The sequence below is a fragment of the Bacterioplanoides sp. genome, assembly GCF_965226395.1.
Classification (GTDB): domain Bacteria; phylum Pseudomonadota; class Gammaproteobacteria; order Pseudomonadales; family Oceanobacteraceae; genus Bacterioplanoides.
Genome location: NZ_OZ245358.1, coordinates 2636315 through 2663260 on the forward strand (window position 1 = coordinate 2636315; position 26946 = coordinate 2663260).

Consider the following 26946-nt stretch of genomic DNA (forward strand, 5'->3'; position numbering starts at 1 on the left):
CTAGTAAGACTATGTCACGCCAAAGTTGATCTACACTCAATAACAGATACGTCAGATGGTTGAGGAGTCTATGTCTGGTTATAGGTCTAAGATCTTGAAAATGCTGCCTTGGTTTAAACATAAGTCCGACAATAGTCGTTGCTTAGGTATTGAGCTGCATAATGGCCAGGCATTTGCGATCTTGCGCGATCCCACGGGCGTGATTGAGTGCTGCTCGACACAGGCCGGTAGCGATGCATTGGCTGAAATCTCGCAATGGATTGAACAACACCAGCTGCAGCATTTGCCCTTGGTGGTCTCTCTGGATCATCAGGATTATGAGCTGCATTTACTGGATGCGCCCAACGTACCGGATCATGAGTTAAGTGATGCGTTGCGTTTTCGGGTGAAAGATATGATTACTCAACCCATCGAGCAGAAAGTAGTACAGGGCTTTCGCTTACCGGCTGATGCTTATCGCGGGCGTATGGATATGGCGTTTGCCGCTGTTATTGATCGCCAGCGTATTCAGCAACTGGTGGACTGGGCTCAGGAGCTACACCTGGAGTTGCAGGAAATCACGATTCCGGAGCTGAGTATTCTGCAGCTGGTGGCGGCACTGGAGCCGGAAGCCAGTGTTGGGGTGCTACGTCTGGACAATAAAGAAGGTGTTTTTTACCTGTATCAGGATGGCGGCCTGTATATGACGCGTCATATTGATGTGGGAGTCGATGATCTGGGGCTGGATGACGTCAGCGAAGGCGAACTGGCGCTGGAAACCGACAGCCGCCTTGAAAACCTGGCATTGGAAATACAGCGCTCGATGGATTATTTCGAGAGCCAGCTGGGCATGGGCAGTGTGGGTCAGATCTGGGCGATGGTGCCGGACGCAGTCGAGATTGATGCAATCATTCCTGAGCTGGAAGCGGCCGTGAACACCTCCATCCGTACGCTATCACTCGACAGTACCTTTAATCGTATGTCGCCTCCGGATTCGTTAACAGCCTCGTTAGCGACCGCATTAGGAGGGAGCTTGTCTTATGAACTGGCAGGTTAAGCAGCAAATTAATTTTTACACCGAAGCATTTCAGCCGCCGCAATTACCGCGCGATATCGCGTATGTGTTGTTGGGCTTATCGCTCAATATTGTGCTGATGCTGACGCTGGCGTTTGCCAGCTGGATCTATGTCAAATGGGAAGAAAAACAGCTGGCGGCTATTCAGCAGCAGGAATTATTTTTACAACAGCAAATTGAGCAGGTGATGGCATCCCGGCCAACACTGGAGGTCGATTCCGCACTGGAGCAGCGCAAGGCTCACGCTCAGGAAAACCTCAGCAGCAGCCGTAAAATTCTCAGTTATCTGACTCAGGGGCATTTACAGCAAAGTCATTCGTATTCGAGCAAGGTTGCGCAATTGGGAGAGCAAAAAATTGATGGTGTCTGGCTGCAACGGTTTTTAATTGCTGATCAGGGGCAGCAGGTTATTTTAGAAGGCTTCCTGGATGATCCGGCAAAATTATCCCCTTATATCTCGACACTGGTACAGAGACCGGCTTATCAGGACATTGCTTTCCGTTTTGTTGATATTCAGAAACCGGAAGAACAACGCTGGTTGTCGTTTGTGCTGGATACTCATTCACGTGATGGCAATGACGATAACCCTGAAAGTACCGCTTCTGACAACACAACCCAGACCTTAGCGCAGGGAGCAAACCAATGAGCTGGTGGCAGCACCCACAAGCAGAGCAGGTGATCAGTTATTACCAGGCTCTGAGTCAAAGGGAAAAGTGGCTGACCTTAGCCACACTTAATATTTTACTGGTGTTTTTATTTGTACTGTTTCTGATTGAACCGTCGTATCAGCGTGGCCGACTGATGCAGAGCGAAGCGGAAGAGCACCATGGCCTGAATCTTAAATTAGAGCAGCAGTTACAGACCTTGCAGAGCTCTCCCATTCTTGATCCGAATCGGGATTTGCGTAACGACATTGAAGCCCTGCTGAGGGAACACCAGGAGATCGAAAACCGCATTGGTCGTCTGACGGATGCGCTGGTCTCTCCGGAAGATATGGTCACTGTGCTGGAGCAAATGCTGACGCAGGATAAAAGCCTGAAACTGACCAGCCTGGCGACATTGCCACGGGAGCAGGTGACTCTGGAGAACAGTGAGCAGGGCACCTACCTCTATCGTCATAGTATTGAAATCCGTATGAATGCCACCTACAGCAGTGTGCTGGCTTATTTGCAACGTCTGGATGCACTGCCATGGCGGCTGTACTGGCAACGACTGGATTATGACGTCACAGAATACCCTCGTGGCGATTTGGTGCTTCAGGTGTACACCCTGAGCAGCCGCGAAGATCTGGTAGGAGGCTGAGATGCTGAAGCAAATTTTCCTGATGACTAGATTGATGTTATGGGCCGGGCTGATGTTGTGTTTTAGCGCTCAGGCGACAGACCCAACCCGTCCTCCGATATGGCTGAATACGGCTCCGGCTCAAGCGACCCCGGTTGCGCCTCAGACGCTGAATCTGCAGCAGATTCTGGTCAGAGATCAACAACGTTATGCCGTGATTAATGATGAAATTGTGACGGTTGGTGATCGTATCCAGCAGGCCACGGTTGTGGCGATCCGGCAAAGCAGTGTCACGTTAAAAACGACAAAAAGCCGTTTTGTACTATCTTTACTAGAAAGCAGCTCAATATCGGGTGCTGATGCCGCAGCAATCAAAAAGCCAGCCGTTAGCCAGCAGTCTGAAAATTACGGGAAGTAACAGGTTTTATGAAAACAGTCATAATTGCATCATTAACACAGTTGTGTGCCGCACTGAGGACTGCCCGGCTGTACCTGACAGTCTCTTTTCTGTGTCTGTTACTTTCTGCCTGTGCCACACCAACCTCACGGTTGGAGGCCGATAAAAAAGCATTACACCAGAATACTCCGGCGCAACCGTTATTAACGGCTGAACCGCAGCCGCGAACTGCCAACGTTTTTAACCCTGAACAACTATTGCCATCGTTAACCGATGACGATGAATTATCTGAAAAGCGCTTTGATGTACTTGCCCGCAAAGTACCAGCCCAGACGTTTTTTAACAGCCTGGTACAAGGCACGGATCAGAATCTGGTGGTTCATCCTCAGGTTAGCGGTGAAATATCGCTGAATATTAAAAATGTGACCCTGCTGGAAGCATTAAATGCGGTGCGTGATATTTATGGTTTTGATTTTGTGATGTCGCAATACGGCATTCAGATATTACCCAGCCTGCAACAAACCCGGATTTATCCGATTAATTACCTCAACGTTAAGCGCAGCGGCAACTCCGGTATGCGTGTCAGCAGTGGTCAGGTCAGCAGCACGACCAGCAACTCCAATTCTTCGAACAGCAGCAGTACAGAGACGGAAACCAATACGCTGAATGTCAGCCAGGTAGAAACCGAATCCGGTGCTGATTTCTGGACCAATTTACGCACAACGCTGGAGCTAATGACCAGCTCAGAAAAAGATTCACAGGTGGTTGTGGATGCCCATGCCGGTATTGTGATTGTTAAAGGACAACCGAATACGCTGAATATGATTGAAAAATATCTGGAGCGGGCGGAATTAAGCGTACAGAAACAGGTATTAATCGAAGCAAAAATTGTTGAAGTTACTCTTAACGATGGCTTTCAGGCTGGTATTAACTGGAATACGTTATCAGCCCGAACCGATAACAACTCATGGGATACCAGCCTGAGTTCTGTACCGTTATTAAATCCGGATCGTATTGGGGGTATTTTTTCGCTGGATTTCAGTGTTGGCGACTTTAGTGGTGCGTTGCAATTGCTGCAAACCCAGGGTGAAGTTAAGGTACTTTCCAGCCCGCGTATTGCCACCGTTAATAATCAGAAAGCGGTGATTAAAGTTGGCACTGATGAATTCTTTGTCACCGAAGTCAGTAACAGTACCACCACCAGTTCTACCGGCACGACAGATGCTCCGGAAATTGAATTAACGCCTTTCTTCTCCGGTATTGCACTGGATGTAACCCCTCAGGTTGGCGAACGGGACGAAGTGATTCTGCACGTTCATCCAACCGTCACTGAAGTGGAAGAGCGGGTCAAGGTAATTGAACTGGGCGACGACGATTTTACCTTGCCACTGGCGTTCAGTCGGGTGCGCGAAACTGACTCAATTGTGAAAGCGCGCTCCGGACAAATTGTGGTGATTGGCGGTCTGATTCAACAGCGTAAAGAAACAACAACTGCCAGTGTTCCGGTATTAGGTGATATTCCGGGGTTAGGTTGGTTATTCCGTCAGGAGCGCGAAACCATCCGTGAAAGTGAGCTGGTGATTTTATTACAGCCTAGGGTAGTGGGTTCCGGCTTGTCTGATCAACAGATTCAGTATCTTAATGATCGTTATTCTCAGGTGATGTTGCAGGAGGGTTAATTGTGGAAGTAATGCAACTGGCCGACTCCTGCTCGCGTTTTTATGGTTTGTCTCAGGCACCATTTGGCCTGACTCCCAATACCGATTTTTATGTTGACTTACCCAGCCAGCGCAAAGCCTTTGATATGCTGGTGTACGCCTTATCTTCGGGGGAAGGCTTTATAAAAATCACCGGTGAAGTTGGCACCGGAAAAACCATGCTATGCCGCCGTTTATTAAACACACTCGACCATAAAGGTTTTCATACGGCTTATGTGCCGAATCCGGCAGTTGACCCACAAGGCCTGTGGCAGGCTATCGCCCGTGAGCTGGAAATTCAGTATCAACATAACGGTGACCCAGCCCAGTTACGCGCCGATATTGAAGACTTTTTATTACAACAGGCAAAAAATCAGCATCAGGTAGTGCTGATTATTGATGAAGCGCAATCCATGCCAGTCGAAACGCTGGAAGCGCTACGGTTAATTTCTAATTTAGAAACGGAAAAACAAAAACTGATTCAAATCGTTCTGTTTGGTCAGCCAGAACTGGATGCCATGTTAGCTCGCCCGGAACTGCGCCAGTTGTATCAACGCATTACTTCTTCTTCTCGCCTCAATCCGTTATGCGATGATGAAAGTCTTGGCTTATACCTGCAGCAGCGCATGTGTCTGGCCGGGTATACCGGTTTGCCGGTATTTAGTAATAAAGCGATTAAACACTTATGGCAGGCTACACAAGGCATTCCGCGTTTGGTTAATGTGATTGCCAGTAAAGCTTTATTGGTGGGTTATGGTGCCGGGGTTCAGCGCCTTGATGTACGCCACGTCAGTCTGGCCATTGAAGATACTGAGTTTTCCTATCGTGAGCCCGCCAAAGTTCGGCGTTGGCCTTATTTACTGGCACTGGCTGTAACAGCTGTGGTGTGTCTATGAGTCTGGTGCATCAGGTTTTAAAAGACATTGATCAGCGCGAGCAGCAAGAACCGGTTGTTCCACAAGCCTTTATTTTATCCGAACCCAAAAGCACAGGTCTTTCAGCGTTATCCGGATGGGGAGCGGTATTAACGGGTGTTGCTGCGCTTGGGATTGCTGTGGCTGGGTACGTGGGCTGGAATCAGCTTGCGACACCAGAGACTGAATCAGCCAACAATAAGGTCGTTAAACTCAACTATCAGTCGATTCCGGAAATTAAGCCACAAGTTGCTTTTGAATCGGAAGCGTTAATACCGGTTGTCACCGAACCGCCTGAGTTAAAACAAATCACCGAACAGATAGAAAATTCCGGGTTAACTGAAACCCCTGAGGTCGTTGAGAGCCAACTAGCAGAAGTTCAGATTGCAGAAACTCAGCTAACAGAAACTCATGTATCTGAAGTAGCAGAGGTGCCAGAAGATAAAGCATCTGACACTTCAGAGAATGAAGCATCCAAGCTATTGGTAAAAACCGATTCTGAGCCTGAAATAAAAGCAGCCAATATAAAAGAAGCAATAGTTACAGTACCTGAAGTTGTGGTTGCAGCTGCTGATAAGCCACAAGCCCATATGCAGGTGAATCGCGACGGCCATGAAGTTCGCGATCAATATCTGGAGGTAAAAAATGCCATGCGCTTTGGCCAGTGGCAGAAAGCTGAAAAAATAAACACGCGATTGTTGCAGCGTGATGACCTCAATAATGACATTCGGAATAAAGCCCTTAGTCATCAATTAAGGATTTATCTGGAACAGCAAAACTTTTCTCGTTTTCTGAGTTTTTATCAACAGCACCAGAACATTAGCGATCTTACCTGGCTGGCAACGCTGGCTCCGGGGTTACATATGGCCGGAGCTTACGATGATGCCATTGCCAGTTATCAGCAGTTAATTCAGCTGCAGCCGGAAAAAGCCGACTGGCCGGTGGCTATGGCCTCTGCTCTGGAGCAAAACCAACAAGCAGCACAAGCTTTGGCCGTGCTTTCCGAAGTACTGAATCGTTATACCTTGTCGGCTTCACAGCGTCAGTGGCTGGAACAGAAGCGGGCAGATCTGAGGTAGTCCATGGAATTACAACCCCGAAAAAAAGTCCGTATTGGTGACTTATTAATGGAAAAAGGCCTGATCAGTGAAGATCAGCTGATGCAGGCGTTATCAGAACAGAAGAAAACCGGCAAAAAAATTGGCCGGGCGATTACTGAGTTGGGTTTTATTCAAGAAGACCAGTTACTGCAGGCATTATCCGACCATTTTAATTATCCATTTGTTGATCTGGCGCGATTTAAATTACGTCAGGATTTAATTCAGTCTCTGCCAGAAACTCAGGCCCGGCGTTTTCGCTGTGTAGTACTGGCTGAAGAGGGTGCCGGGTTATTAGTGGGCATGGCCGATCCGATGGATCTGATGACCATTGATGATTTGCAGCGTGTATTAAAACGGCCTGTAATGCCAGCGTTTGTGCGTGAACAGGAACTGTTGTCTATTCTCGATTCGGTTTATCGCCGTCAGGGAGAAATGGCGAGCATCGCTGGTGAACTGGAAGGTGAATTACAAAGCAGCGACTTTGATATCAGCGAGATGGCATTGTCGTCTGATACCAGCGAAGCGCCGGTGGTTCGTTTATTACAGAGTTTGTTCGAAGATGCAGTTCAGGTAAAAGCCTCTGATATTCATATTGAACCAGAAGAGTCACAATTACGTATTCGTTTGCGGGTTGATGGTGAGTTGCAGGAGCAGGTAGTAAAAGAGCGACGCGTTGCCTCTGCGCTGGTTTCTCGCCTGAAAATTATGTCGGGTCTGGATATTTCTGAAAAGCGTTTGCCTCAGGATGGGCGTTTTAATATTCGTGTCAGTCAACGCAGTATTGATGTGCGTTTATCCACCATGCCGGTACAGTTTGGTGAATCGGTCGTGATGCGTTTATTGGATCAGAGTGCTGGCATTCTTGATATGCAGGCACTGGGAATGCCGGAGAAAATTCAGCAACGATTTGAATATTTAATTCATCGGCCACACGGTTTAATTCTGGTTACCGGCCCCACGGGTAGTGGTAAAACAACCAGCTTATATGCTGCGCTGACGTCATTAAATACGCCTGAGAAAAAAATTATCACGGCGGAAGATCCAATTGAATACCGTTTGCCCCGGGTGAATCAGGTACAGGTTAACAGCAAGGTCGGGCTGGAATTTTCCACGGTTTTACGTGCTGCCTTGCGGCAAGACCCGGATATTGTACTGGTAGGGGAAATGCGTGATCAGGAAACTGCCGAAATTGGTCTGCGTGCGGCGATGACAGGCCATATGGTGTTATCAACACTGCACACCAATGACGCCGCTTCAGCAGCGGCACGGTTAATGGATATGGGAATTGATCATTATCTGGTGGCGTCTTCACTAAGAGCGGTGATGGCACAACGATTAATTAAACGCTTATGCCCACATTGCCAGCAACCACACGTTACCGAAGAGCAAGAAAAAACCTGGCTTCGTTCACTGGAAAGTGGCGCGGAAGAACAGGCTTATATCGAAGGGCGTGGTTGCCATCATTGTCATAACACCGGTTATCAGGGGCGAATTGGTATTTACGAATTATTAGAAGTAACACCAGCGATGTTGTCGTCTTTGAGACTAAAAGATAATGAAGGTTTTGCACAGGCGGCGGCCAATAGCCCGAATTTCCGGCCATTGGCGTTATCAGCGCTGGATTATGCCCGCCAGGGGGTGACCTCGCTGGATGAAGTCTTCCGTGTTTCGGCCACTCTGGAAGAATAAAGCGGGGTAACAGTGATGGATTTTATTTACCAGGGCCGTGATTCCCGTGGCAAAAAAGTAGAAGGCAGTATCAGCTCTGCCAATGAAAATGCCGCGCTGGCAATGTTGCAGCAACAAGGAATTACCCCCACCGGGCTGACGGAGGGGACACAGCAACAATCCATCGAGCGCCAGCCTATCCGGTTATTTTCAGAAAAAATAAAAGCGGATGAATTGATTTTACTGACCCGTCAGTTATACGCACTAACCCGGGCTGGTATTCCGATTATTCGCGCGCTGACCGGGCTGGCTGAATCCAGCCATAACCAGAAAATTAAACAGATACTGACGGGGATTTCAGATTCTCTGGTCGAAGGTTCCGATATGGCATCAGCATTCCGCAAGTTCCCTGATGTGTTTTCCCCCATTTATATCAGCATGATTCATATTGGTGAAACCACGGGTAATCTGGATGATGCGCTGCTTAAACTGGTGTCGCATCTGGAGATGGAACGAGAAACCAAAAAACGGGTTAAAGCTGCCCTGCGTTATCCCATTATGGTAATCACCGCGATGGCTATTGCATTAGTGATTATCACTATTTTTGTGATCCCGAATTTTACCGGTGTTTTCAGTAAATTAGGAGCGGATCTGCCTTTTGCTACTCAGATACTGATTGCTGTTTCAGATTTTATGCAGGCCTGGTGGCATCTGTTACTGGCTGGCTTAATTGCATTTTTTACCTTTTTTAGCCGTTACAGCAAGACAGGCCAGGGTGCTTTATGGTGGGATCAGAAAAAACTCAGAATTCCGTTGGTTGGCAGTATTTTTGAACGTATTGCTTTGTCTCGTTTTTCACGTTCGTTCGCCATGATGATGACTGCAGGAGTACCTATTCTTCAGTGTTTGTCGATTGTGGCCGACAGTGTTGGCAACCGTTTTATTGGTGCAGCAGTGAACAGCATGATGGCCGGGATTGAGCGCGGTGATCGGTTAACCAATACCGCATCAGCGACAGGCCTGTTTACCCCGTTGGTGTTACAGATGATGTCGGTGGGCGAAGAAACCGGTTCCATTGATAAATTATTAAATGATGTGGCTGACTTTTATGAAGAAGAAGTGGACTACGAATTAAAACAGCTGGCCGATGCGATTGAGCCGATATTATTGGCGTTTATGGGCGTTTTAGTGCTGATACTGGCACTGGGCGTTTTCCTGCCAATCTGGCAGCTGAGTTCCGCAGTACGCTAAAGTCAGTTAATAAAGGTCATTTATGTATCAGAATATTTGTTTTGTTTGGTAACAGAAGCCGCACTACAGACTGAACTGAACTAGGATTAAATCAGTGATTATGGAACAACAAAGATCAGCCATTCGTTGTATCCGATCCGTTCACCATAGCGGCTCAGCAGGCTTTAGCCTGATGCAGATAACACTGGCTTTACTGGTGTTATCACTGTTACTGATTGTGGTGTTACCCGTGTTTTTTAATATGGTTGACGAGGCCCGGGATACACGCCTGAAAGCCGTTAACATTGGGTTACATTCTGCGGTGTTACGCGCTCGGGAAAAATGGCTGGTCAACGGCAGGCCATCAACGCTGGAAACTTATGGTGGCCTGCGTATGTCGAAAAAAGGGTGGCCACTGCCAGTCGATAGTAACCGACGATACAGCACCATCACTGCAGAGGGGTGTAGTCGTTTCTGGCGAAATTTATTAATTGATGCAGCACCACAAGTGCTTGCATTAAGCATTGCCTCAGATCGTACAATTGCTGGCGATGCAACAGATGTAACAAAAGAAGGAATAAACGAAGCACTGCGTGCTTCTGCTGATAACGGCTCTGCTGAGTTTTATGCCAACGCAGAGCAGGGACGTTGCCGTTATTACATGAGCCATGAAGGCCAACAGAATCTGAATGATACCATTCGGTTGATTGAATACGACCCCAATAATGGTCGTGTAATCTGGCGTATTTTATAAAATACGTAAGTGCGATAATGACGAGCAGGAGTTGCACAATGAAACGATACACAGCAAAACTACCAACCTCGAAAAAGCAGGCGGGTTTTACATTAATCGAACTGATTATGGTGATTGTGATTTTGGGTGTTTTATCCGCTTTTGCATTACCCCGGTTTGCTGATTTAGGTGGAGAGGCCCGTACAGCCAGTATTAATGGTTTAGCTGGAGCACTACGTTCAGCTGCCAATATTGCTCATGCACAACAGTTGGCAGAAGGGCTTGCTAATAATGCTAATGTAACCCTGGAAGGGACTGCGATCGCCATGAGTAATGGTTATCCAACAACCACCAGTATTGCTTTGGCTGCTCAGGTTTTAGCGGCAGACTATACCAATACAAACGGTGTATTTACTATTACCGGATTTACACCGGCAGCTGGTAGTCAATGTCAGGTTACTTACACTGCCGCCACGGCATCTGGTGCAACACCTCCCGTTATTACGGCACCCACTGTTGTTGCTGTAACCGGTGGTTGCTAATTGCAGCAGGCGAAAGGTTTTACATTAGTAGAACTGATTATGGTGCTGGTAATTCTTGGAATTGTCAGCACCTTCGCCGCTTCGCGGTTTGCTGATCGTCAATCGTATTCCGGTCGTGCCATTGTTAATCAGTTATTAGCTAGTGCACGGCTGGCCCAGCAAACCGCCTTTGCCCAATCTTCAGCCAGTAATGTGCAGATGCAGGTTAATCGTTCCGGTGATCAATGGAATTTTCAGGTACTGGGAGGCGATGGACTGAATATTTTACTGGATGCCGGTAATGAACAGATTCGTTTTGGCACTAACCTTTCTGCTGCATGCTCAGCATTGAGTAATGCTTCTTTAACTCTTTCTTTTAATGGCCAGGGGTCATTGGTTTCAGGTCAGAATACCCGCATATGTGTGGTAGATGATAATCGTAGCCGGGAAATTTGTATCAGCTCAGCAGGGTATGCCTATGAAGGGAACTGCGTTTTATAGTCATCCGGCCCGGCGTCGTAGCCGAGGGGTTACTCTGGTCGAGCTGGTAATCAGTATTGTGGTTATTTCGATTGCGCTAACGGCATTGCTCAGTAGTTTCTCGTTATCGGCTGGCCGCAGTGCCGATCCAATGTGGCAGAGCAAAGCCACTCAGCTAGCTCAGGCCTATTTAGATGAAATTATTGCGATGCGGTTTCAGGAGAACTCTCCGATAGAAGGCGGTGCTGTTTCCGGTTGTGCTATTTCTGGTAATGAGTCCGATGAAACCAGCCGTATTTTATTTGACGATGTGGATGATTATCACGGTTTAAATGAACAGGCCCGGTTTTTAGATAGCACAGTACCCACCAGTTATGTGGGATATCAGGCTGCAGTTACAGTGACGTGTGCCGATGCAGCGGGCAACACTGGTGGCCTGGTTAATAGCAAGTTAATTACTCTGCAAATTACCTCGCCCACCGGACAACAATTATTGTTCAGCGCTTTCAGAGGAAATTTCTGATGGCTAAGCGGGTATTCGAACGAAATGGCTTTACCCTGATTGAATTATTAATGGTGATTGTGATCTCCGGCATTCTGGCAGTAGGTATCACCACCTTTATTGCTCAAACATCGGATACTCTGGTTTCCTCATCACAGCGATTAAATCTGGCGACCACAGCTAATGTGATCAGTGAACGTATTTCGCGGGAAATTCGTTCAGCTTTGCCTAATAGCGTGCGTATTTTTGATGACGGCAGTAACAGCTGTCTGGAGTTTGTGCCGGCAATTAACAGTTCTGAATACCTGTCGGTGCCATTAGCTGGCCCTGCTAACAGTTTTCAGATTATTCCGTTATTAAGTGGTGTTAATCGGGGGTATGTGTCTGTGTATCCTAGCAGCAGTAACGCCGTCTATAACACCAGTAGCAATACCGTGACCCAGGTTCAGGCAAATATTGCAGCTGCGCCGGCACCAGCTCCAGCGGGTGTTCAACAGGTAACCTTTGATGGGGCTAGCAGTGTGCAATTTCCTACGGATTCACCCACCCGGCGATTTTATTTAACCACACAGCCGGTAGCTTTTTGTGAAGACAGCAATGGCTTTGTCTGGCGTTATTTTGATTATGGTTTTCATAGCAACAGCCGCAGTTCATTGCCACCGGCGGCGAATCAGCGTCAGGTGATTGGTAATAGTCTGCAACCGGGCAGTCTGGCGTTTGAATTAACACCGGCTCAGCTGCAACGCAATGCGGTCGTTCGTGTCAGTATGGTCATTACCTCGCCTCGTAATGAATCAGTCGCGATTGCTCAGGAGGTTCAGTTACGTAATGTTCCCTGAATTCAGCCGACTGTCTTCGTTAAAAAAGGCTTCGTTAAAAAAGACTTCGTTACAAAAGTCTTCATTAAAAAAATCCGGCGGCTTCAGCCTGCCGGTGGCTATTTTTATTATTGTGATTCTGGCTTTGATTGCGGTGGCCGTAAACCGCTTAGTGGAAACCGGCAGTCGTTCTTATGTTGCTTCATTGCTTTCCAGTCGCGCTTTTTATGCCGCAGAAAGTGGTGTGCAGCTGTCATTAATTCAGGTGCTGGATACCCCGGTTTGCAGTTGTAGTGGTGTGACTGATATCAGCTTTACCAATGTATCAGGGTTATCCGCCTGTCGTGCTGTGGTGAGCTGTGATGATAGCCTGGTGATTAATGGCGATACTTATTGCACGTTGAGCAGTCGCGGTGAATGTGACGGAACAAACTCACAACGAACCGTTGAGGTACGGGTAAAATGAAGCGTTTTGGTTGGTTATTATTACTGTGCTTTCCCGTGTTAGCGCTTGCCTTACCCAATCCGGTTGCTCATTACCGGTTTGATGAAAATAACTACAATGGCTCTGCGGGTGAAGTTCTGGACAGCTCGGGCAATAACCTGCATGGCACCACCTTTAATGGCGTTGATAGTGAACCAGACAACCCGGCAATTGGTGATATCAGCCTTGGCAGTTGCCGTTATGGGCAATTTGATGGCAATAATCAGTTTGTCGCCATCCAGGACAGTAATTTTCTGGATTTTAGCAATACGTATGCGATCTCCGTCTGGTTCCGCCCTGATGCACTTCCGACATCCGGTTTAAAAACCGTGCTGGCAAAAGATGATAACTATGAAATACATATTGATACTTCCGGAAGAATCAGCTGGCGTTGGTTAAGCGCTTTTTTTGGTATTCAGCGAACGATTAACAGTGGGGCAACCATTAATGTCGGAGACTGGAATCATGTGGTGGTTATCCTGACCCAGAGTGGTTTTCTGAGTGTGCGTGGTGAGATTTATCTGAATGGTGCTTCAACCGCGACACAAAGTTTTATCGGGTTTTCCCGACAAAATAATGATGCCTTACGTATTGCCAGCCATGAAGATATTAATGGCAGCAACTTCGATGGCGATATTGATGAAGTGTATATTTTTAATCAGGTACTGAGTAACAGCGATATACAGGAACTAAGAACCACAACCCGCCCTTGTGCCGGAGAAGTGTCATGCAGTGACAGTTTCCCCGACGGCATCAGTAGTCATGCCTCAAACGGCACGATTACTTTTGGTAATAATGCTCAATTACGCGGCAGTCCGGATAATATTTTAAATACGACGGCAATTATTTCAGGGACTAATAGTAGTTGTGATACCGGAGCCTGTAGCGCCAGTTTGGTTCCGGCAACGGCTTTTAATATTGGTGCTTTTCAGGCCGGTCTTGATCGTACACCAGCGGTGAGTCCGGTGGATGTAACGACGGGTAATAATGGCAATATTGCGATTGGTGGTGTTACCGATCAGTACGGCACCATTTCAGTTGGAAATAATTCTCTGATCGGAACATTTACCGGACGCAGTGACTTTTATATTGACCGCCTAGTGACCGGGAATAACACCATTTTAAACCTGGTCGCTGGTAATTACTGGATTCGTAACCTGACGTTGGGAGGCAATAATACTATTAATGTAATCGGCCAGGGAACGGTTCGTATGTTTGTCGAAAATAACGTAGGCATTCCTCAGGGATTATTAGCCAATGCTGCGGCCGCAAACAGCCCAAGAGATGCCTCTCAATTTTTATTATACAGCTATGGCGACTTGACACTGTCTAATAATTCAACCATCAGTGGTGTGGTGTATTCTGGAGTCCGTTTAAATATCGGACAGAATTCATTTTTATACGGAGCTGTGTCCGGTTCTACAGTGACCATTGGCAATAACACCCAGATTAATTATTTACCGGCTACCATCTCTGCCATTGATTTTGGTGGTTTATGTAATATCAGCAGTTGTACGCTGGGATCTTTTCAGATGTCACAGCCGGATCATGCTTTGGCATGTCCGTTCTCCCGGGTGCCGATTCAGATTCAGGCCATATGTGATGATGGTTCAACCATTAAAGATGATTATGCTGGCAGTATTAATTTATCTACCAATGAAAATAGCCTGAGTCAGTTTTTTTCAGCGGCCAGTGGTGGGAGTGCCATAACCAGTGTCGCCTTAGATGGCAGTGAAATGGGGCAAACATCGGTTTATCTTTATCATGAAAATGAAAATACGGCATTAGCCGTTGTTGCTGAAGATACCGTTGCTGGTGTCACCTCAACTTCTACCGATGTAACTGAATTCCGCACTTCAGGCTTCAGAGTTACGGATGCCGCGAATAACGATGCTTCTCCTGCCAGTTTTGCCTGTGGCAATTCGACCTCTTTTCGTTTGTTAGCCATTGGTGAAGACACCCAGGGAACACCGTGCCAGTTGCTGACCGGATTTGCCGGCAATAAAGATTTTAAAGCCTGGTTTGAAACAGATACCGACCCGTCAATGAGTGGTAATCAATCTGACAATACTCCATTGGTGGTGAACAGCAGCACCATAACGGCACAAGGCAATAGCAATGCGGTTCCTTCGGCAAATAATCTGACGCTGACTTTTAACTCAGGTGTCGCTGATATTTCCGTTGGCTATGCCAATAGTGCTCAGATTCAGGCGCTGCATTTTCTGCATGACGATGCACCTTATGGCACAGCGCCGTTACCGGATGATATCCGCACTTCAACTGGTAGCTTTGTGGTATCACCGGATCGAATTCAGCTGGCGATTAGTGATAGTCGCAGTAACTGCAGTTCTGCCAACGCGACGTGCAGTGCTTTTCAGGCCGCGGGAGAGTCTTTCACCATGACGGCAACGGCTCAGTGTAGCAATGGTGCAACCGCGGATCAGTTTATTGGTCGTGTAAATCTGGCGCATGAATTAGTGGCGCCAGCTGGAGGGAGCGTTGGTGCGATATCGACGGCGACTGTTGATATCAGCGACAGTGACAATGGTCAGGCTGATTTCAGCCAAAGTGTCGATGAAGTGGGGGTGTTTAATTTTCTGACGAATCCGGCCTCTAACCCGGCAAGCTATTTTGGTGTATCGCTAGCGCCATTTCGCCTCACTAATATTGGCCGTTTTTATCCGGCAGCTTTCCGCCTGACTAATACACCAATGATTAATTCGGCTTGTAATAACAACTTCAGTTATATGGGGCAGGATGCGCTGGAGGTTCAGTTTTCAGTGGAAGCACTGAATACAGCTTCTGTGCGGGTAAATAATTACACCGGGAGTTTTGCACAGGACACGAATATCACTCTGGTGGCAGAAAATGATAACGATGGCTCGAATCTGGGAGGTCGTTTAGCAAATGTGGATAATCTTAATCAGGCTGGCTGGATTAATGGTTTGGCCAGTTACACTGATAGCGATATTGCCTTCAACCGTGTGTTATCCGGCCCGGATGGCCCATATCAGAATTTGCAGCTGGGATTACAGTTATCCGATGATGATGCTGCGTTAACAGATTTAACGATGAACGCCGCAACCACAGGTAGTTGTTCGGGGAATGGCTGTACGGCGGCAATATTAGGCAGCACGGATGTTCGCTTTGGTTCCTTATTTTTAGCCAATGCCTTTGGCCCCGAGACCATGCCACTCAGTCAGCGGGTTGAAGCGCGCTATTTTGATGGTAACCGCTTTATTGTGAATACCGATGATAATGCCTGTCACACCCTTCAGGCGACCACGCCACCACTAACCACAACAGGGGCGCTGGCGGCGCTTAACCGCAGTGTACAGCAGGGAATTAATGCCGGTGTTGGCTTTATTCAATACGATGCCCCGGGCGTGGGCAATAGTGGCGTATTAACGGTGGAATATCAGGCTCCGTCCTGGTTAACCACCGAATATGGAACCAACGGTGATGCCAATGATTATGAAGAAAACCCGAACGCTACGATTACTTTTGGTCAGTATCGGGGGAACGATCGGGTTATCTTCTGGCGTGAAGTTACTAATTAATGCACTTCGCTATCGTCTTCACCATCGGATTCCGGATGACCGTCGACATCCATTTCCAGCTCTTTGATTTTACGGGTCAGGGTATTACGTCCCCAGCCCAGCAGGTTGGAAGCATCACGACGGCGACCAGCGGTATGCTTTAAGGCGGTTTCAATCATAATGCGTTCAAATGCCGGAACCGCGGTATCTAATAAACCCACCACTCCAGCGCTTAATTGCTGGTCTGCCCAGTAACGCAGCGCCTGTTCCCAGTTACCGCCACTGACATTACCACTTTCCTGTTGCATTAATTCTGGTGGTAAATCGCTGATTAATACTTCCCGGCCAGAAGCCATGACGGTAATCCAGCGGCAGATATTTTCCAGCTGACGCACGTTGCCCGGCCAATCCAGCGAGGATAAATAATCTTCGGTTTCGGTCTTCAGGGTTTTGACTTCCACCTCTAACTCTTCAGCAGCACGCTTGAGGAAGTGGGTTAATAATTTCGGAATATCTTCACGACGTTCCGCCAGACGTGGCAGGTGAACCCGGATAACATTTAAGCGGTGGAATAAATCTTCCCGGAAGCGGCCTTCTTTTACCAGGTTTTCCAAATCCTGGTGCGTTGCTGCCACAATCCGAACGTTCACTTTAACCGGCGTGGTACCACCGACGCGGTAAAATTCGCCATCGGCTAACACCCGCAATAATCGGGTTTGCGTGTCAGCCGGCATATCACCGATTTCATCCAGAAACAGGGTTCCGCCATTGGCTTGCTCAAACCGGCCACGACGCTGACCGCCTGCACCGGTAAAGGAGCCTTTTTCATGGCCGAATAATTCCGACTCAATCAGGTCTTTGGGAATGGCGGCCATATTCAGCGCAATAAAAGGTTCGGCAGAGCGCGGGCTGTGCTTGTGTAATGCGTGGGCGACCAGCTCTTTACCGGTACCGGATTCACCGTTAATCAGTACCGTGATATTGGATTGTGATAAACGGCCGATGGCACGGAAAACTTCCTGCATTGCCGGTGCTTCACCAATAATTTCGGTGTCTTCTTTATCTTCTTCCGATTCCGGTTGTTGTGCATTTAATTCAGCAAAATGATCAATCGCGCGCTGAATCAGAGCAACCGCTTCATCGACATCAAACGGCTTTGGCAGATATTCAAAAGCCCCTTGTTGATAAGACGATACCGCACTATCCAGATCGGAGTGAGCCGTCATAATAATCACCGGCAACTGCGGGTGCGCTTCTTTGGCTTCACGCAGTAAGGTCAGGCCGTCCATGCCCGGCATGCGAATATCTGAAATAATAGCGTCTGGGTGTTCACGCTTCAGCTGCGCTAATGCCGGTTCCGCCTGTTCAAAAACCCGGGTGCTGATGTTGGCCTGGGCCAACGCTTTTTCCAAGACCCAGCGAATGGATTTGTCGTCATCAATAATCCAGACAGTGCTCATACGGATTCCAATGGTAAATAAATTGAGAAAAGGGTGTTTCCAGGTTGGCTATCGACTTCGATAATGCCATTAACCTGATTAATAATAGATTGTGAAATGGAGAGCCCGAGGCCGGTGCCTTCCGGACGACCCGTTACCATCGGGTAAAATAAATTTTCCTGCAGCTTGGCAGGAATGCCCGGGCCATTATCACGAATATCAATTTGCGCCACTAAGCGATGACGCAGGTGGCCAATGGTAAACTGACGCACGGTGCGGGTACGTAATTTCAGTGTCGGTACCGGGATCGGTGGCTCCGCTTCCAGCATGGCCTGCATCGCATTACGGCAGATATTTAACATCGCCTGAACGATCTGACCTTTATCAGCGACTAATTCCGGAATCGATGGGTCGTAGTCGCGTTCAATCTTAATGCTATGTTCAGATTCAACACTGACCAGCTGGCATACGCGCTCCAGAATTTCGTGAATGTTCACTTCTTCTGTTTTCGGAATCTGACGTGGGCCTAATAAACGATCCACCAGATCGCGCAGGCGATCGGCTTCTTCAATAATAATTTCGGTATATTCTTTTAAATCGACTGACGGCAGTTCCCGTTCCAGTAATTGCGCCGCTCCCCGAATGCCGCCTAACGGGTTTTTGATTTCATGAGCCAGGCCCCGCACCAGATTACGGGTGGTTTCCTGTTTGGCGATCAACTGTTCTTCGCGGCTGATGCGCATCAGGCGATCTCGGCCGGACATTTCTACTAATAAGGTCGGCAGGCGGGTCTCTGGGTGAGAAACCGGGCTGACGCTGTAATCCAGCGTCACCTGATGCTGGTTATGCAGCATGATGCTGGCTTCACGTTTAGTGAACGAAGTGCCATTAATAATGGCACTTTCCAGTGCGGCTTTGGCTTCCGGAGATTCGTCCGCCAGCTCTGAAAAATGCACCCCCATACCACGCTTGTCACTCATCTCCAGCAGCGCTTCGGCGGCCGGATTCATATAGGTCACCATCAGGTCGGCGTCCAGCAGCACAACACCGGTATTCAGGTGTTCCAGTAAGCGTTGATTAATGATGGGGCTGGCCAGCATGGTTTTTCTCCCGGGTTCAGGTGACAGATGGCCTGTGATGTCCTGAACGATTTGATTACACCCGTTATCAGCAAAAACTAAGCCATATTGATATTGTGCACAAAAATAGCGCTGAGACTGGCTTGTTGTGCGTTTAAGATGAGCGGAATTTTATAATATTAAGACATTTTGCACTTATTTTGTGCGGTTTTAATAAGTTTTGTATTTTTATGGTGCGAGTGTGGGTGCTGAAAATCAGAGAAAGGAACAAGCTCAGTTGTTTATTAGCTAGGGCTTGTTAACAGGCCCTAGCTTAATCGGTTAGCGACCAACCGAGGTACGTTTGACGTAAAGCGTTACGGTGTTGGAGCTAATCAGCACCTGATCTTTGTTATCCACCACCCGTAGCTGTAACTGGTGCTCACCCCGATCCATATATTCCAGTGTGAAATGTGTGCTGCTACCAGTCTCTACCACAACCCCGCGGTTCAGTAACTCAACCCTATGGCCTTGTTGCAAGCCGGGTGATAACACACCATTAATCGCAACATTACCTGCGGCTCCGGTAGGAATAGTGGTGCCATCGACCGGCGATATAATGCCTAAGCTGGTGTAGCTAATGGTGGGCTCTTCTTCAGGCTCTGGCGTTTCTGGTGCCGCAGGTGCAACAAAAGCCGGCATACTGGGTAACGCTTTCACTTTATGGGTTTCCGAGCCCTGCGATGGCTGATCGCTGAAGGTAACATTACCGTCCTTATCGCGGGTCATATACACATCGGTCGCAACCGCAGCGGAAGCAGACAGCAGTACTGAAACAGACAGTGAAACAAGAGCGAAGCGATTCATAATGGGTATCCGGCCAGGTCGGTTCATGATGATAGTGATTTCAATAGTAATACCTAACGCGTATGCTGCGCCAGCGACACAGATCTAAATAATGTAAAAGAGAGCACCGTTTATGATTGGTTTGATTCAGCGTGTGATCCATGCACGGGTTGAGGTGGATGATACGGTCACAGGTAAGATTGATCAGGGCATCTTGCTGCTGTTGGGTGTGCAAAAAGGTGATGATGAGCAGAAAGCCGATAAGCTGCTGCACAAGGTATTAAATTACCGCATTTTCAGCGATGCCAATGGCAAGATGAATAACAGTTTACTGGATATTCAGGGGCAGCTGCTGGTTGTCTCGCAATTTACCCTGGCCGCCGAAACACAAAAAGGATTACGTCCAGGCTTTTCTTCGGCCGGGTCACCGGATGAAGCCGAACGCTTATACAATTATGTGGTTGCACAGGCGCAACAGCAGGTTACCACCCAAACCGGACGCTTTGGGGCTGATATGCAGGTGTCGTTGTGTAATGATGGGCCGGTGACATTCTGGCTCGAAGTTTAATGGTTTATTGAAAGTCCGCGTGTCCATAATGATTTTAATAATGATGAGAGAAAACTGATGGAATATTCCGCATTACGGGGCGCCCATATGGGGTTTGCCTACCTGAGCATTTTATTGTTCGTAATTCGCTTCTTTTTATTTTCAGCCAAACCCGTGTTGCGCACTAATAAACTGCTGAAAATTCTGCCGCATATTATTGATAGCCTATTGCTGATTTTTGCATTGTTATTGCTGCACAATGTATGGGGCAGTCCGGTGGTTGACTGGTGGATCGCTGCTAAAGTAGTTGGTTTGCTGGGGTATATTGGTTTTGGTATCGGTGCTATTAAACGCGGCAGCTGGCCGGCATTTATTGGTGCGCTGATTTGTTTTGCTTATATCTTTGGCGCGGCAAAAGCCCACAGTGTTTTGTCCTGGTTGGCAGTGCTCTGAGTTTTCATCTGGGCTGGATTTACAATTCTGAACTTTCCTGTGAATCCAGACTCAGATTACAATGAGATCAGATTAAACTGTTTGGCTCTTGGTTTGGTTACCGTATGTTGAATAACCTGCTGCGCTATGTCTTGATATTTGTTGTGTTGCTGACTTCTAACAGTCAGTCACTGATGGCTGCGCAGTCGTTATTAACAGAAAACATCCATCAGGCCGAACAGCTTACTGATGATCTTCCTTCCTGTCATCGTACTGAGGTGACCGACCCCAGCTCCGAACAGTCCGCTATCAAACTTGAATGTGAACGTGATTGCAGTTGTTGTAACGGCAGTTGCTCCAGCTTTGCGATAACACTGGATTTACCATTAGCCTTGTCGGGACTGCAGCATTTTGAAGTCCAGATGTCGTCCCTTGCTTCCCCTCTCAAGCGTCTGGAATCACTCCAGCGACCTCCTATTTTCGCTTAATACACCCAAAGACCGTCTTTAATTCGCAGTTTGTATTGCTGTAAGTCGTTTATTGTTTGTATTGAGCGCATTATGAAAATCATTGCATTTGTTGTATTGGCAGCCGGTATCGGTGCTGTAACCAGTTGGTGGTTAAAACCCTCGGTAAACAGCTCGCCCGGGAATGAAAAACAGCCATTATATTGGGTGGCTCCCATGGACCCGGATTTCAGGCGTGACCAGCCGGGTTTATCACCGATGGGAATGGAATTGGTACCGGTTTATGAAGAAAACCGCTCACCCGGTGAGGTGTCTATATCTGCCGCAGTAGAAAGTCAGATGGGGGTTACGACTGCGACGGCAGAGCGTCTTCCTTGGTTGTCGGCCCAGTCGGTGTTTGCTGAAATCAAAATGAATAATCAAAACCAGCAATATTTCCAGATACGCGCTGATGGCTGGATTGAAAAAGCCTATGTTTTTGCAACAGGAGAAGCCGTTAAAGCCGGGCAGCCATTGTTTGATTTTTACAGCCGCGATCTGGTTGTGGCTCAGGAAGAATTTCTGGTTGCTTTAGCTGATGGTGAGCCTGCGTTAATTTCAGCGGCACGGAATAAATTAAAGACTTATAAACTTCCAAAAGGCTGGATTCAGAAGCTCGCTCGTAACCGGGTAGTGCACGAACATATCCGTTTTGTTGCAAAACACGCTGGAATTATCAGCGCTTGGAATTTACCACAAGGTCGGCAGGTTAAACGGGGAGAGCAGGTTCTGACAATAACGGATTTGTCATCTGTCTGGCTGGAAATACAATTAACAAAACCACTGGTCTCGCTTGAGAACCTGACGGTTCGAGTATTACATCCCATCGAACAGGAACTGGATATTAACCCGGATTCGGTACTGTTATCTCCGTTATTGAATACCGACCGTACGCAAACGTTACGCTTCAATGTGAATAATCCGCAGCAGCGCTGGCGTCCGGGAGATTATTTAACATTAATGCTGCAGCAGCAATTGGATGATGTGCTGCAGATACCTTCCCAAGCGATTATTGATGATGGCATACAACAACGTGTGGTGCTGGCGTTGACGGATGAAAATCACGAGACCCGAACGTTTAAATCTGTGGCTGTCAATGTTGGACGAGAGTCACAATCGGGAGTTAATGGCTATAGTCAAAAAACAGAAATACTGGCAGGGCTTAGTGCCGGAGATCGAGTTGTCACCAGCGGGCAGTTTTTGTTGGATTCTGAATCTTCTATCGACTCGGACTTGCTGCGTTTTTACCCTTCTTCTGAGCAAGACATTATCTGGTTTAATGGGAAAGTTAAGCTGAGTAATAGCGGTCGGCTCGATGTGCAGCATCAGGGGGTTGCACAATGGAGCTGGCCTGCGATGCGGCAAAATTTTCATCTGGCACTGGATCCTGCGATTCTTGAAAACGTTACTCCGGATCTGAATAACTGGAGCCAGCTTCTGAGAATAAAACTGGCAGCACTGGATGATGGTGACTTTTGTGTGGTTGATATTCAGCTTATCGCTGAGGAGGCTACTCCATGATTCACCGTATTATTTTATGGTCGGTTAAGAACCGGGTACTGGTTTTATTACTCAGCTTAATATTAGTGCTGCTGGGACTATATGCAGTCAAACATACCCCAGTGGATGCTATTCCGGATTTATCTGATGTGCAGGTAATAGTGAAAACCAGCTATCCCGGTCAGGCGCCGGAGGTGGTTCAGGAGCAGATCACCTATCCACTGACAACGGCATTAATGGCCGTTCCGGGAGCACAGGTTGTGCGTGGTTTTTCTTTTTTTGGTGATTCGTATGTCTACCTTATCTTTGATGATGACACTGATATGTACTGGGCACGGAGTCGGGTACTTGAATACCTGAGTCAGCTATCCGGCCAGTTACCGGGCGGTGTGCAACTTCAGCTCGGTCCTGATGCAACGGGGGTAGGATGGGTATTTATTTATGCATTAACGGATCGTAGTGGGCAGACCGATTTGGCTGAGTTACGGCGTTTACAGGACTGGTTGCTGAGGTTTGAGCTACAGACTGTTGAAGGTGTTTCGGAAGTTGCTGCGTTGGGAGGTATGGTCAAACAATATCAGGTACAACTGAATCCAGCAGCATTAATCGCTCATCAACTGTCAGTGAATCAGGTCATCATGGCAATCCGGCAGGCGAATCAACAGATTGGTGCTTCAGTGATCGAAAAGGCAGAAGCGGAATATATGGTCAATGCCAGTGGCTATATCCGTACGATAACCGAGCTGGAAAATGTTCCTTTGCCTTTTTCTATGGATATGAGTCGGGCAGACCAATCAGCGCGCCAATTCCCGTTGTTGATCAAAGATATTGCCACCGTTCGGGAAGTGCCGGAGATGCGCCGGGGCATTGCTGAGTTAAACGGTGAGGGTGAAGTGGTGGGTGGCATTATTGTCATGCGTTATGGCGAAAATGCCCAGGCGGTGATTCAGCGGGTTAAAGAAAAGCTTCGGCAACTTAAGGCGTCTTTGCCAGATCAGGTAGAAATTATACCGGTTTATGATCGGGCTGAATTAATTGAATCAGCTGTGGATAATTTATGGCAAAAACTATCTGAAGAATTTCTTGCTGTTATATTGGTATGCGCCGCTTTTTTATTACACTTCCGTTCTTCATTGGTGATTTTATTCAGTTTACCGTTAGGTATTCTGGCCGCGTTTATTCTGATGAAGTGGCAGGGACTTAATGCCAATATCATGTCGTTAGGTGGTATCGCGATTGCTATTGGAGCCATGGTCGACGGTGCCATTGTGATGACTGAAAATCTGCATAAACATCTGGAAAAAAATCCAGCTATTAGTGGAGAAAAACGTTGGCAGCTGGTTGCTCAATCCTGTCAGGAAGTGGGCCCGGCATTATTTTTCAGTCTGCTGATTATTACCCTGAGTTTTTTGCCGGTGTTTGTATTGGAAGCTCAGGAAGGGCGGTTATTTTCGCCGTTAGCTTTTACCAAAACCTATGCTATGGCAGCTGCAGCGATTTTAGCCATCACTCTGGTTCCGGTATTGCTGGGTTATCTGGTAACAGGAAATATTCGTAGCGAACAACATAATCCGTTAAACCGGCTGCTGGTCAGTGCTTACCTGCCGGTGTTAGATAAAGTATTGAACTGGCCAAAAACAACGCTGTTACTGGTTAGTCTGATTGCAGTGTCAGCGTTTTATCCACTGCAAAAGCTGGGATCAGAGTTTATGCCACCTTTGGATGAAGGTGACTTAATGTACATGCCAACCACCTATCCGGGCCTGAGTATTGGTGAAGCCCGTCAGATTCTGCAACAAACCGGTAAGCTGATTCGTTCTGTTCCGGAAGTCAAAAATGTCTTTGGTAAAATTGGCCGGGCTGAAACGGCAACGGATCCGGCACCGTTAACCATGATTGAAACCTTTATCCAATTTAAGCCGAAAGAACAGTGGCGCTCTGGAATGACTGCTGAAAAGTTACGGCAGGAGCTTGACCAACGGGTTCAGTTTCCCGGGTTAACCAATGCCTGGGTAATGCCGATAAAAACCCGTATCGATATGTTGGCTACGGGTATTAAAACACCGGTTGGAATTAAAATTGCCGGAGATGATCTTGCCACGATTCAGGCAATTGGCGAACAGATTGAAGCGCTCATCAAGCCTCTGCCCGGAACCCTTTCTGTTTATGCTGAACGTACTGCCAGTGGGCGTTATTTACACATCGATATCGACCGTGTTCGGGCAGCACAATATGGTTTGAGCCTGGAAGCCGTTCAACAAATTTTAGCCACTGCCGTGGGTGGCCGTGCCATTGACCAGTCCATTCAAGGGCTGGAACGTTATGCCATCAGCGTGCGTTACCCTCAAGGTTATCGTAATTCGGTAGCGACATTAAACGATCTTTCACTTATTACAGACCACGGGCAGGTAATACGCTTAGCTGAAATTGCTGATATCGCTATCAAACCTGGCCCTGCGATGATCAAAAGTGAAAATGGCCGGATTAATGGCTGGCTGTTTATTGATCTTCAGGATGTTGATTTGGGGCAGTATGTTCAGCAAGCACAACAGGTGATCACAACAGCGCTGAGTGATAAAACCATAAATTTACCACCCGGTTACTCGATCAATTGGGCTGGGCAATACGAATACCTGCTCCGGGCAGAACAAAAATTGAGTTATGTGGTGCCGTTAACCTTGTCGATTATCACCATTTTATTGTTTTTGAGTTTTGGTCGTATACCAGAAGTGATGATGATTTTACTGACGCTACCATTATCACTGGTAGGCGGTTTGTGGCTAATGTGGTGGCTGGGTTTTAATTTTTCTGTCGCCGTTGGCGTTGGCTTTATTGCTCTGGCCGGTGTTGCTGTTGAAATTGGTGTGATTATGCTGGTGTATTTAAATCAGGCTTATCAGCAAGCGCTAAAGCAGGCGAAAACAGAGAAGCGATGTTTAGAAAAAGCACAGCTACGACAAGCGGTTATTCAGGGAGCAGGACTGCGTTTGCGTCCTATCGCCATGACAGTTGCTACTATTGCAATTGGTTTATTGCCCGTACTGCACTCAGATGGCACCGGATCAGAAGTAATGAGCCGGATTGCTGCGCCTATGGTTGGAGGGACGGTCAGTGCCTTGTTACTGACTCTGGTTGTGTTGCCGGTGATTTATTATTTATGGCGTAGTGCTTCGTTAAAGCAATATTCTAAATAACCCAACTAATGAAACAGCCCCTCGAATCAGCATCGGGAGATCAGAAATGACTGAATCCGGATGTGGCGGTTATTTCTGAAGAAGGCCCGGTCAGGATCACACCTGTCGGGCCTTTTTTACAGACGCCGATCTGATGTACGGCCGGGAATTGTTGTTGCAGTTCCGCGATGGTATCTGGATTTGAGCTGGTAAATAACAACTGATAATCATCACCGCCGGTCAGGCATTGCTGTTTTTGTTGTGGGTCGGCACATTGGATTTTTTCCGGATCAATTTCCAATGTTAAGCCAGATGCTCGGGCAATATGTCCAGCGTCCTGTAATAAGCCGTCGGAAATATCCATACAGCTGCTGGCAACTCCCTGAAGTTTTTGTCCAAGAGATAAATGCACCTTAGGAAAATAATAAGCCTGGGCAAAGCCAGAAATATCAGCTGGGTTGTGAAGTACCTGAGGCAAAGCCAGTGCCGCAGCACCAATTGGGCCGGAGCAATAAATGACATCACCGGCTTGTGCACCACTTCGTGTTAAGGCTTGGCTAGTGCTGTTTGAATCTAATGCGAGCCAACCTTGCACCGCCACTGAGATCACTAGCTGTTTGCCGCGCGTAGTATCACCACCAATTAACGCAATTTGTAATTCATGGGCAGCTTTTTTTAATCCGTCGGAAAAATCCGCTAACCAGTGTGCATTCGATTCAGGCAAAGTCAGTGCTAAATGAAACCCCTGAGGTGTTGCTCCCATCGCTGCTAAATCACTAGCAGCGCAGCGCAGCGCGCGTTGCGCAATTAAATGAGCCGGAGCTGTGGCTGGAAAATGCACATCGGCCACTTGCGTATCAATACTCTGAACAAGCTCAGTATTCGGCGGTGGTTTTACGACGGAGGCATCATCACCAATGGCAATAACGGTGTCGGGGGAGGAGGGGAAATCAGAGCAAAAAAACCGGCGAATTAATTCAAACTCGCCGATGTTGGTTGATAAAACATCATCCGTTTTTTTGCTCAT

Annotated in this window: 25 protein-coding genes; 21 read left to right on the plus strand and 4 right to left on the minus strand. The window is 47.6% G+C overall.

Features of this window, described 5'->3' with window-relative positions; genetic code table 11:
• Positions 1-100 precede the first annotated feature (100 nt).
• The 16 genes from ACO05E_RS12180 to ACO05E_RS12255 all read left to right on the plus strand — a co-directional run bounded on the left by ACO05E_RS12180 (position 101) and on the right by ACO05E_RS12255 (position 16439).
• Positions 101-1036, plus strand: coding sequence for a hypothetical protein (locus tag ACO05E_RS12180; RefSeq protein WP_419813205.1), 936 nt, complete (start codon positions 101-103; stop codon positions 1034-1036).
• Complete coding sequence (locus tag ACO05E_RS12185; RefSeq protein WP_419813206.1) at positions 1020-1700, plus strand: hypothetical protein; 681 nt, start codon at positions 1020-1022, stop codon at positions 1698-1700. The genes ACO05E_RS12180 and ACO05E_RS12185 overlap by 17 nt, the downstream gene beginning before the upstream one ends.
• The gene (locus tag ACO05E_RS12190; RefSeq protein ID WP_419813207.1) at positions 1697-2356 is read left to right on the plus strand and encodes a hypothetical protein; all 660 of its coding nucleotides are present in this window, start codon (positions 1697-1699) and stop codon (positions 2354-2356) included. Before ACO05E_RS12185 ends, ACO05E_RS12190 begins: the two co-directional genes overlap by 4 nt.
• 1 nt (position 2357) lies before the next feature.
• The gene (locus tag ACO05E_RS12195) at positions 2358-2753 is read left to right on the plus strand and encodes a hypothetical protein (protein WP_419813208.1); all 396 of its coding nucleotides are present in this window, start codon (positions 2358-2360) and stop codon (positions 2751-2753) included.
• A gap of 8 nt (positions 2754-2761) precedes the next feature.
• A complete protein-coding gene (gene mshL, locus ACO05E_RS12200) occupies positions 2762-4411 on the plus strand; it encodes a pilus (MSHA type) biogenesis protein MshL (protein ID WP_419813209.1) in 1650 nt (549 codons plus the stop codon).
• Between the two features lie 11 nt (positions 4412-4422).
• Positions 4423-5325 carry an ExeA family protein gene (locus ACO05E_RS12205; protein WP_419813684.1) on the plus strand — a complete coding sequence of 301 codons (903 nt, stop codon included), beginning with the start codon at positions 4423-4425 and terminating at the stop codon, positions 5323-5325.
• Complete coding sequence (locus ACO05E_RS12210; RefSeq protein ID WP_419813210.1) at positions 5322-6422, plus strand: tetratricopeptide repeat protein; 1101 nt, start codon at positions 5322-5324, stop codon at positions 6420-6422. The genes ACO05E_RS12205 and ACO05E_RS12210 overlap by 4 nt, the downstream gene beginning before the upstream one ends.
• 3 nt (positions 6423-6425) lie before the next feature.
• Complete coding sequence (locus ACO05E_RS12215; protein ID WP_419813211.1) at positions 6426-8132, plus strand: GspE/PulE family protein; 1707 nt, start codon at positions 6426-6428, stop codon at positions 8130-8132.
• A 15-nt stretch (positions 8133-8147) separates the two neighbouring features.
• The gene (locus ACO05E_RS12220; RefSeq protein WP_419813212.1) at positions 8148-9362 is read left to right on the plus strand and encodes a type II secretion system F family protein; all 1215 of its coding nucleotides are present in this window, start codon (positions 8148-8150) and stop codon (positions 9360-9362) included.
• Between the two features lie 100 nt (positions 9363-9462).
• On the plus strand, positions 9463-10095 hold the full coding sequence (locus ACO05E_RS12225) for a hypothetical protein (RefSeq protein WP_419813213.1): 633 nt from the start codon (positions 9463-9465) through the stop codon (positions 10093-10095).
• Between the two features lie 38 nt (positions 10096-10133).
• Complete coding sequence (locus tag ACO05E_RS12230) at positions 10134-10616, plus strand: type II secretion system protein (protein ID WP_419813214.1); 483 nt, start codon at positions 10134-10136, stop codon at positions 10614-10616.
• Positions 10617-11096 carry a GspH/FimT family pseudopilin gene (locus ACO05E_RS12235; RefSeq protein WP_419813215.1) on the plus strand — a complete coding sequence of 160 codons (480 nt, stop codon included), beginning with the start codon at positions 10617-10619 and terminating at the stop codon, positions 11094-11096. It begins immediately after the preceding gene.
• On the plus strand, positions 11074-11598 hold the full coding sequence (locus tag ACO05E_RS12240; protein WP_419813216.1) for a type IV pilus modification PilV family protein: 525 nt from the start codon (positions 11074-11076) through the stop codon (positions 11596-11598). Before ACO05E_RS12235 ends, ACO05E_RS12240 begins: the two co-directional genes overlap by 23 nt.
• On the plus strand, positions 11598-12416 hold the full coding sequence (locus ACO05E_RS12245; RefSeq protein WP_419813217.1) for a PulJ/GspJ family protein: 819 nt from the start codon (positions 11598-11600) through the stop codon (positions 12414-12416). The genes ACO05E_RS12240 and ACO05E_RS12245 overlap by 1 nt, the downstream gene beginning before the upstream one ends.
• Positions 12406-12861: a hypothetical protein gene (locus ACO05E_RS12250; protein ID WP_419813218.1), complete on the plus strand. Its 456-nt coding sequence runs from the start codon at positions 12406-12408 to the stop codon at positions 12859-12861. The genes ACO05E_RS12245 and ACO05E_RS12250 overlap by 11 nt, the downstream gene beginning before the upstream one ends.
• The gene (locus ACO05E_RS12255) at positions 12858-16439 is read left to right on the plus strand and encodes a DUF6701 domain-containing protein (RefSeq protein ID WP_419813219.1); all 3582 of its coding nucleotides are present in this window, start codon (positions 12858-12860) and stop codon (positions 16437-16439) included. The genes ACO05E_RS12250 and ACO05E_RS12255 overlap by 4 nt, the downstream gene beginning before the upstream one ends.
• Here the strand turns inward: ACO05E_RS12255 and ntrC are convergent.
• The 3 genes from ntrC to ACO05E_RS12270 all read right to left on the minus strand — a co-directional run bounded on the left by ntrC (position 16436) and on the right by ACO05E_RS12270 (position 19782).
• Positions 16436-17878 carry a nitrogen regulation protein NR(I) gene (gene ntrC, locus ACO05E_RS12260; protein WP_419813220.1) on the minus strand — a complete coding sequence of 481 codons (1443 nt, stop codon included), beginning with the start codon at positions 17876-17878 and terminating at the stop codon, positions 16436-16438. The two genes, ACO05E_RS12255 and ntrC, sit on opposite strands and share 4 nt — an antisense overlap.
• Positions 17875-18957 (minus strand): nitrogen regulation protein NR(II), encoded by a 1083-nt coding sequence (gene glnL / locus ACO05E_RS12265; RefSeq protein ID WP_419813221.1) that lies wholly within the window; start codon positions 18955-18957, stop codon positions 17875-17877. Before glnL ends, ntrC begins: the two co-directional genes overlap by 4 nt.
• A gap of 300 nt (positions 18958-19257) precedes the next feature.
• On the minus strand, positions 19258-19782 hold the full coding sequence (locus ACO05E_RS12270) for a DUF4124 domain-containing protein (protein WP_419813222.1): 525 nt from the start codon (positions 19780-19782) through the stop codon (positions 19258-19260).
• A gap of 112 nt (positions 19783-19894) precedes the next feature.
• Between ACO05E_RS12270 and dtd the strand changes: the two genes are divergently transcribed.
• The 5 genes from dtd (at position 19895) to ACO05E_RS12295 (ending at position 25940) form a co-directional block, all read left to right on the plus strand.
• The gene (gene dtd / locus ACO05E_RS12275) at positions 19895-20329 is read left to right on the plus strand and encodes a D-aminoacyl-tRNA deacylase (RefSeq protein ID WP_419813223.1); all 435 of its coding nucleotides are present in this window, start codon (positions 19895-19897) and stop codon (positions 20327-20329) included.
• A 57-nt stretch (positions 20330-20386) separates the two neighbouring features.
• Positions 20387-20761: a SirB2 family protein gene (locus ACO05E_RS12280; RefSeq protein WP_419813224.1), complete on the plus strand. Its 375-nt coding sequence runs from the start codon at positions 20387-20389 to the stop codon at positions 20759-20761.
• A gap of 104 nt (positions 20762-20865) precedes the next feature.
• A complete protein-coding gene (locus ACO05E_RS12285; RefSeq protein WP_419813225.1) occupies positions 20866-21228 on the plus strand; it encodes a hypothetical protein in 363 nt (120 codons plus the stop codon).
• Positions 21229-21300: 72 nt separating this feature from the next.
• Positions 21301-22767, plus strand: coding sequence for an efflux RND transporter periplasmic adaptor subunit (locus tag ACO05E_RS12290; protein WP_419813226.1), 1467 nt, complete (start codon positions 21301-21303; stop codon positions 22765-22767).
• Positions 22764-25940, plus strand: coding sequence for an efflux RND transporter permease subunit (locus ACO05E_RS12295; protein WP_419813227.1), 3177 nt, complete (start codon positions 22764-22766; stop codon positions 25938-25940). The genes ACO05E_RS12290 and ACO05E_RS12295 overlap by 4 nt, the downstream gene beginning before the upstream one ends.
• A 40-nt stretch (positions 25941-25980) precedes the next feature.
• Here the strand turns inward: ACO05E_RS12295 and thiL are convergent, their stop codons facing one another.
• Positions 25981-26946, minus strand: coding sequence for a thiamine-phosphate kinase (thiL, locus tag ACO05E_RS12300; protein ID WP_419813228.1), 966 nt, complete (start codon positions 26944-26946; stop codon positions 25981-25983).

Excerpts from the sequence above, each read along its gene's own strand:
- ntrC (WP_419813220.1), bottom strand. The coding sequence starts at position 17,878 with ATGAGCACTGTCTGGATTATTGATGACGACAAATCCATTCGCTGGGTC.
- ACO05E_RS12180 (WP_419813205.1), top strand. The coding sequence starts at position 101 with ATGCTGCCTTGGTTTAAACATAAGTCCGACAATAGTCGTTGCTTAGGT.
- ACO05E_RS12210 (WP_419813210.1), top strand. The coding sequence starts at position 5,322 with ATGAGTCTGGTGCATCAGGTTTTAAAAGACATTGATCAGCGCGAGCAG.
- ACO05E_RS12255 (WP_419813219.1), top strand. The coding sequence starts at position 12,858 with ATGAAGCGTTTTGGTTGGTTATTATTACTGTGCTTTCCCGTGTTAGCG.
- ACO05E_RS12190 (WP_419813207.1), top strand. The coding sequence starts at position 1,697 with ATGAGCTGGTGGCAGCACCCACAAGCAGAGCAGGTGATCAGTTATTAC.
- thiL (WP_419813228.1), bottom strand. The coding sequence starts at position 26,946 with ATGAGCAAAAAAACGGATGATGTTTTATCAACCAACATCGGCGAGTTT.
- ACO05E_RS12250 (WP_419813218.1), top strand. The coding sequence starts at position 12,406 with ATGTTCCCTGAATTCAGCCGACTGTCTTCGTTAAAAAAGGCTTCGTTA.
- ACO05E_RS12270 (WP_419813222.1), bottom strand. The coding sequence starts at position 19,782 with ATGAATCGCTTCGCTCTTGTTTCACTGTCTGTTTCAGTACTGCTGTCT.
- ACO05E_RS12230 (WP_419813214.1), top strand. The coding sequence starts at position 10,134 with ATGAAACGATACACAGCAAAACTACCAACCTCGAAAAAGCAGGCGGGT.
- ACO05E_RS12205 (WP_419813684.1), top strand. The coding sequence starts at position 4,423 with ATGCAACTGGCCGACTCCTGCTCGCGTTTTTATGGTTTGTCTCAGGCA.
- ACO05E_RS12295 (WP_419813227.1), top strand. The coding sequence starts at position 22,764 with ATGATTCACCGTATTATTTTATGGTCGGTTAAGAACCGGGTACTGGTT.
- ACO05E_RS12195 (WP_419813208.1), top strand. The coding sequence starts at position 2,358 with ATGCTGAAGCAAATTTTCCTGATGACTAGATTGATGTTATGGGCCGGG.
- ACO05E_RS12245 (WP_419813217.1), top strand. The coding sequence starts at position 11,598 with ATGGCTAAGCGGGTATTCGAACGAAATGGCTTTACCCTGATTGAATTA.
- ACO05E_RS12240 (WP_419813216.1), top strand. The coding sequence starts at position 11,074 with ATGAAGGGAACTGCGTTTTATAGTCATCCGGCCCGGCGTCGTAGCCGA.
- mshL (WP_419813209.1), top strand. The coding sequence starts at position 2,762 with ATGAAAACAGTCATAATTGCATCATTAACACAGTTGTGTGCCGCACTG.
- ACO05E_RS12290 (WP_419813226.1), top strand. The coding sequence starts at position 21,301 with ATGAAAATCATTGCATTTGTTGTATTGGCAGCCGGTATCGGTGCTGTA.
- glnL (WP_419813221.1), bottom strand. The coding sequence starts at position 18,957 with ATGCTGGCCAGCCCCATCATTAATCAACGCTTACTGGAACACCTGAAT.
- ACO05E_RS12185 (WP_419813206.1), top strand. The coding sequence starts at position 1,020 with ATGAACTGGCAGGTTAAGCAGCAAATTAATTTTTACACCGAAGCATTT.
- ACO05E_RS12285 (WP_419813225.1), top strand. The coding sequence starts at position 20,866 with ATGTTGAATAACCTGCTGCGCTATGTCTTGATATTTGTTGTGTTGCTG.
- ACO05E_RS12225 (WP_419813213.1), top strand. The coding sequence starts at position 9,463 with ATGGAACAACAAAGATCAGCCATTCGTTGTATCCGATCCGTTCACCAT.
- ACO05E_RS12215 (WP_419813211.1), top strand. The coding sequence starts at position 6,426 with ATGGAATTACAACCCCGAAAAAAAGTCCGTATTGGTGACTTATTAATG.
- ACO05E_RS12280 (WP_419813224.1), top strand. The coding sequence starts at position 20,387 with ATGGAATATTCCGCATTACGGGGCGCCCATATGGGGTTTGCCTACCTG.
- ACO05E_RS12220 (WP_419813212.1), top strand. The coding sequence starts at position 8,148 with ATGGATTTTATTTACCAGGGCCGTGATTCCCGTGGCAAAAAAGTAGAA.
- dtd (WP_419813223.1), top strand. The coding sequence starts at position 19,895 with ATGATTGGTTTGATTCAGCGTGTGATCCATGCACGGGTTGAGGTGGAT.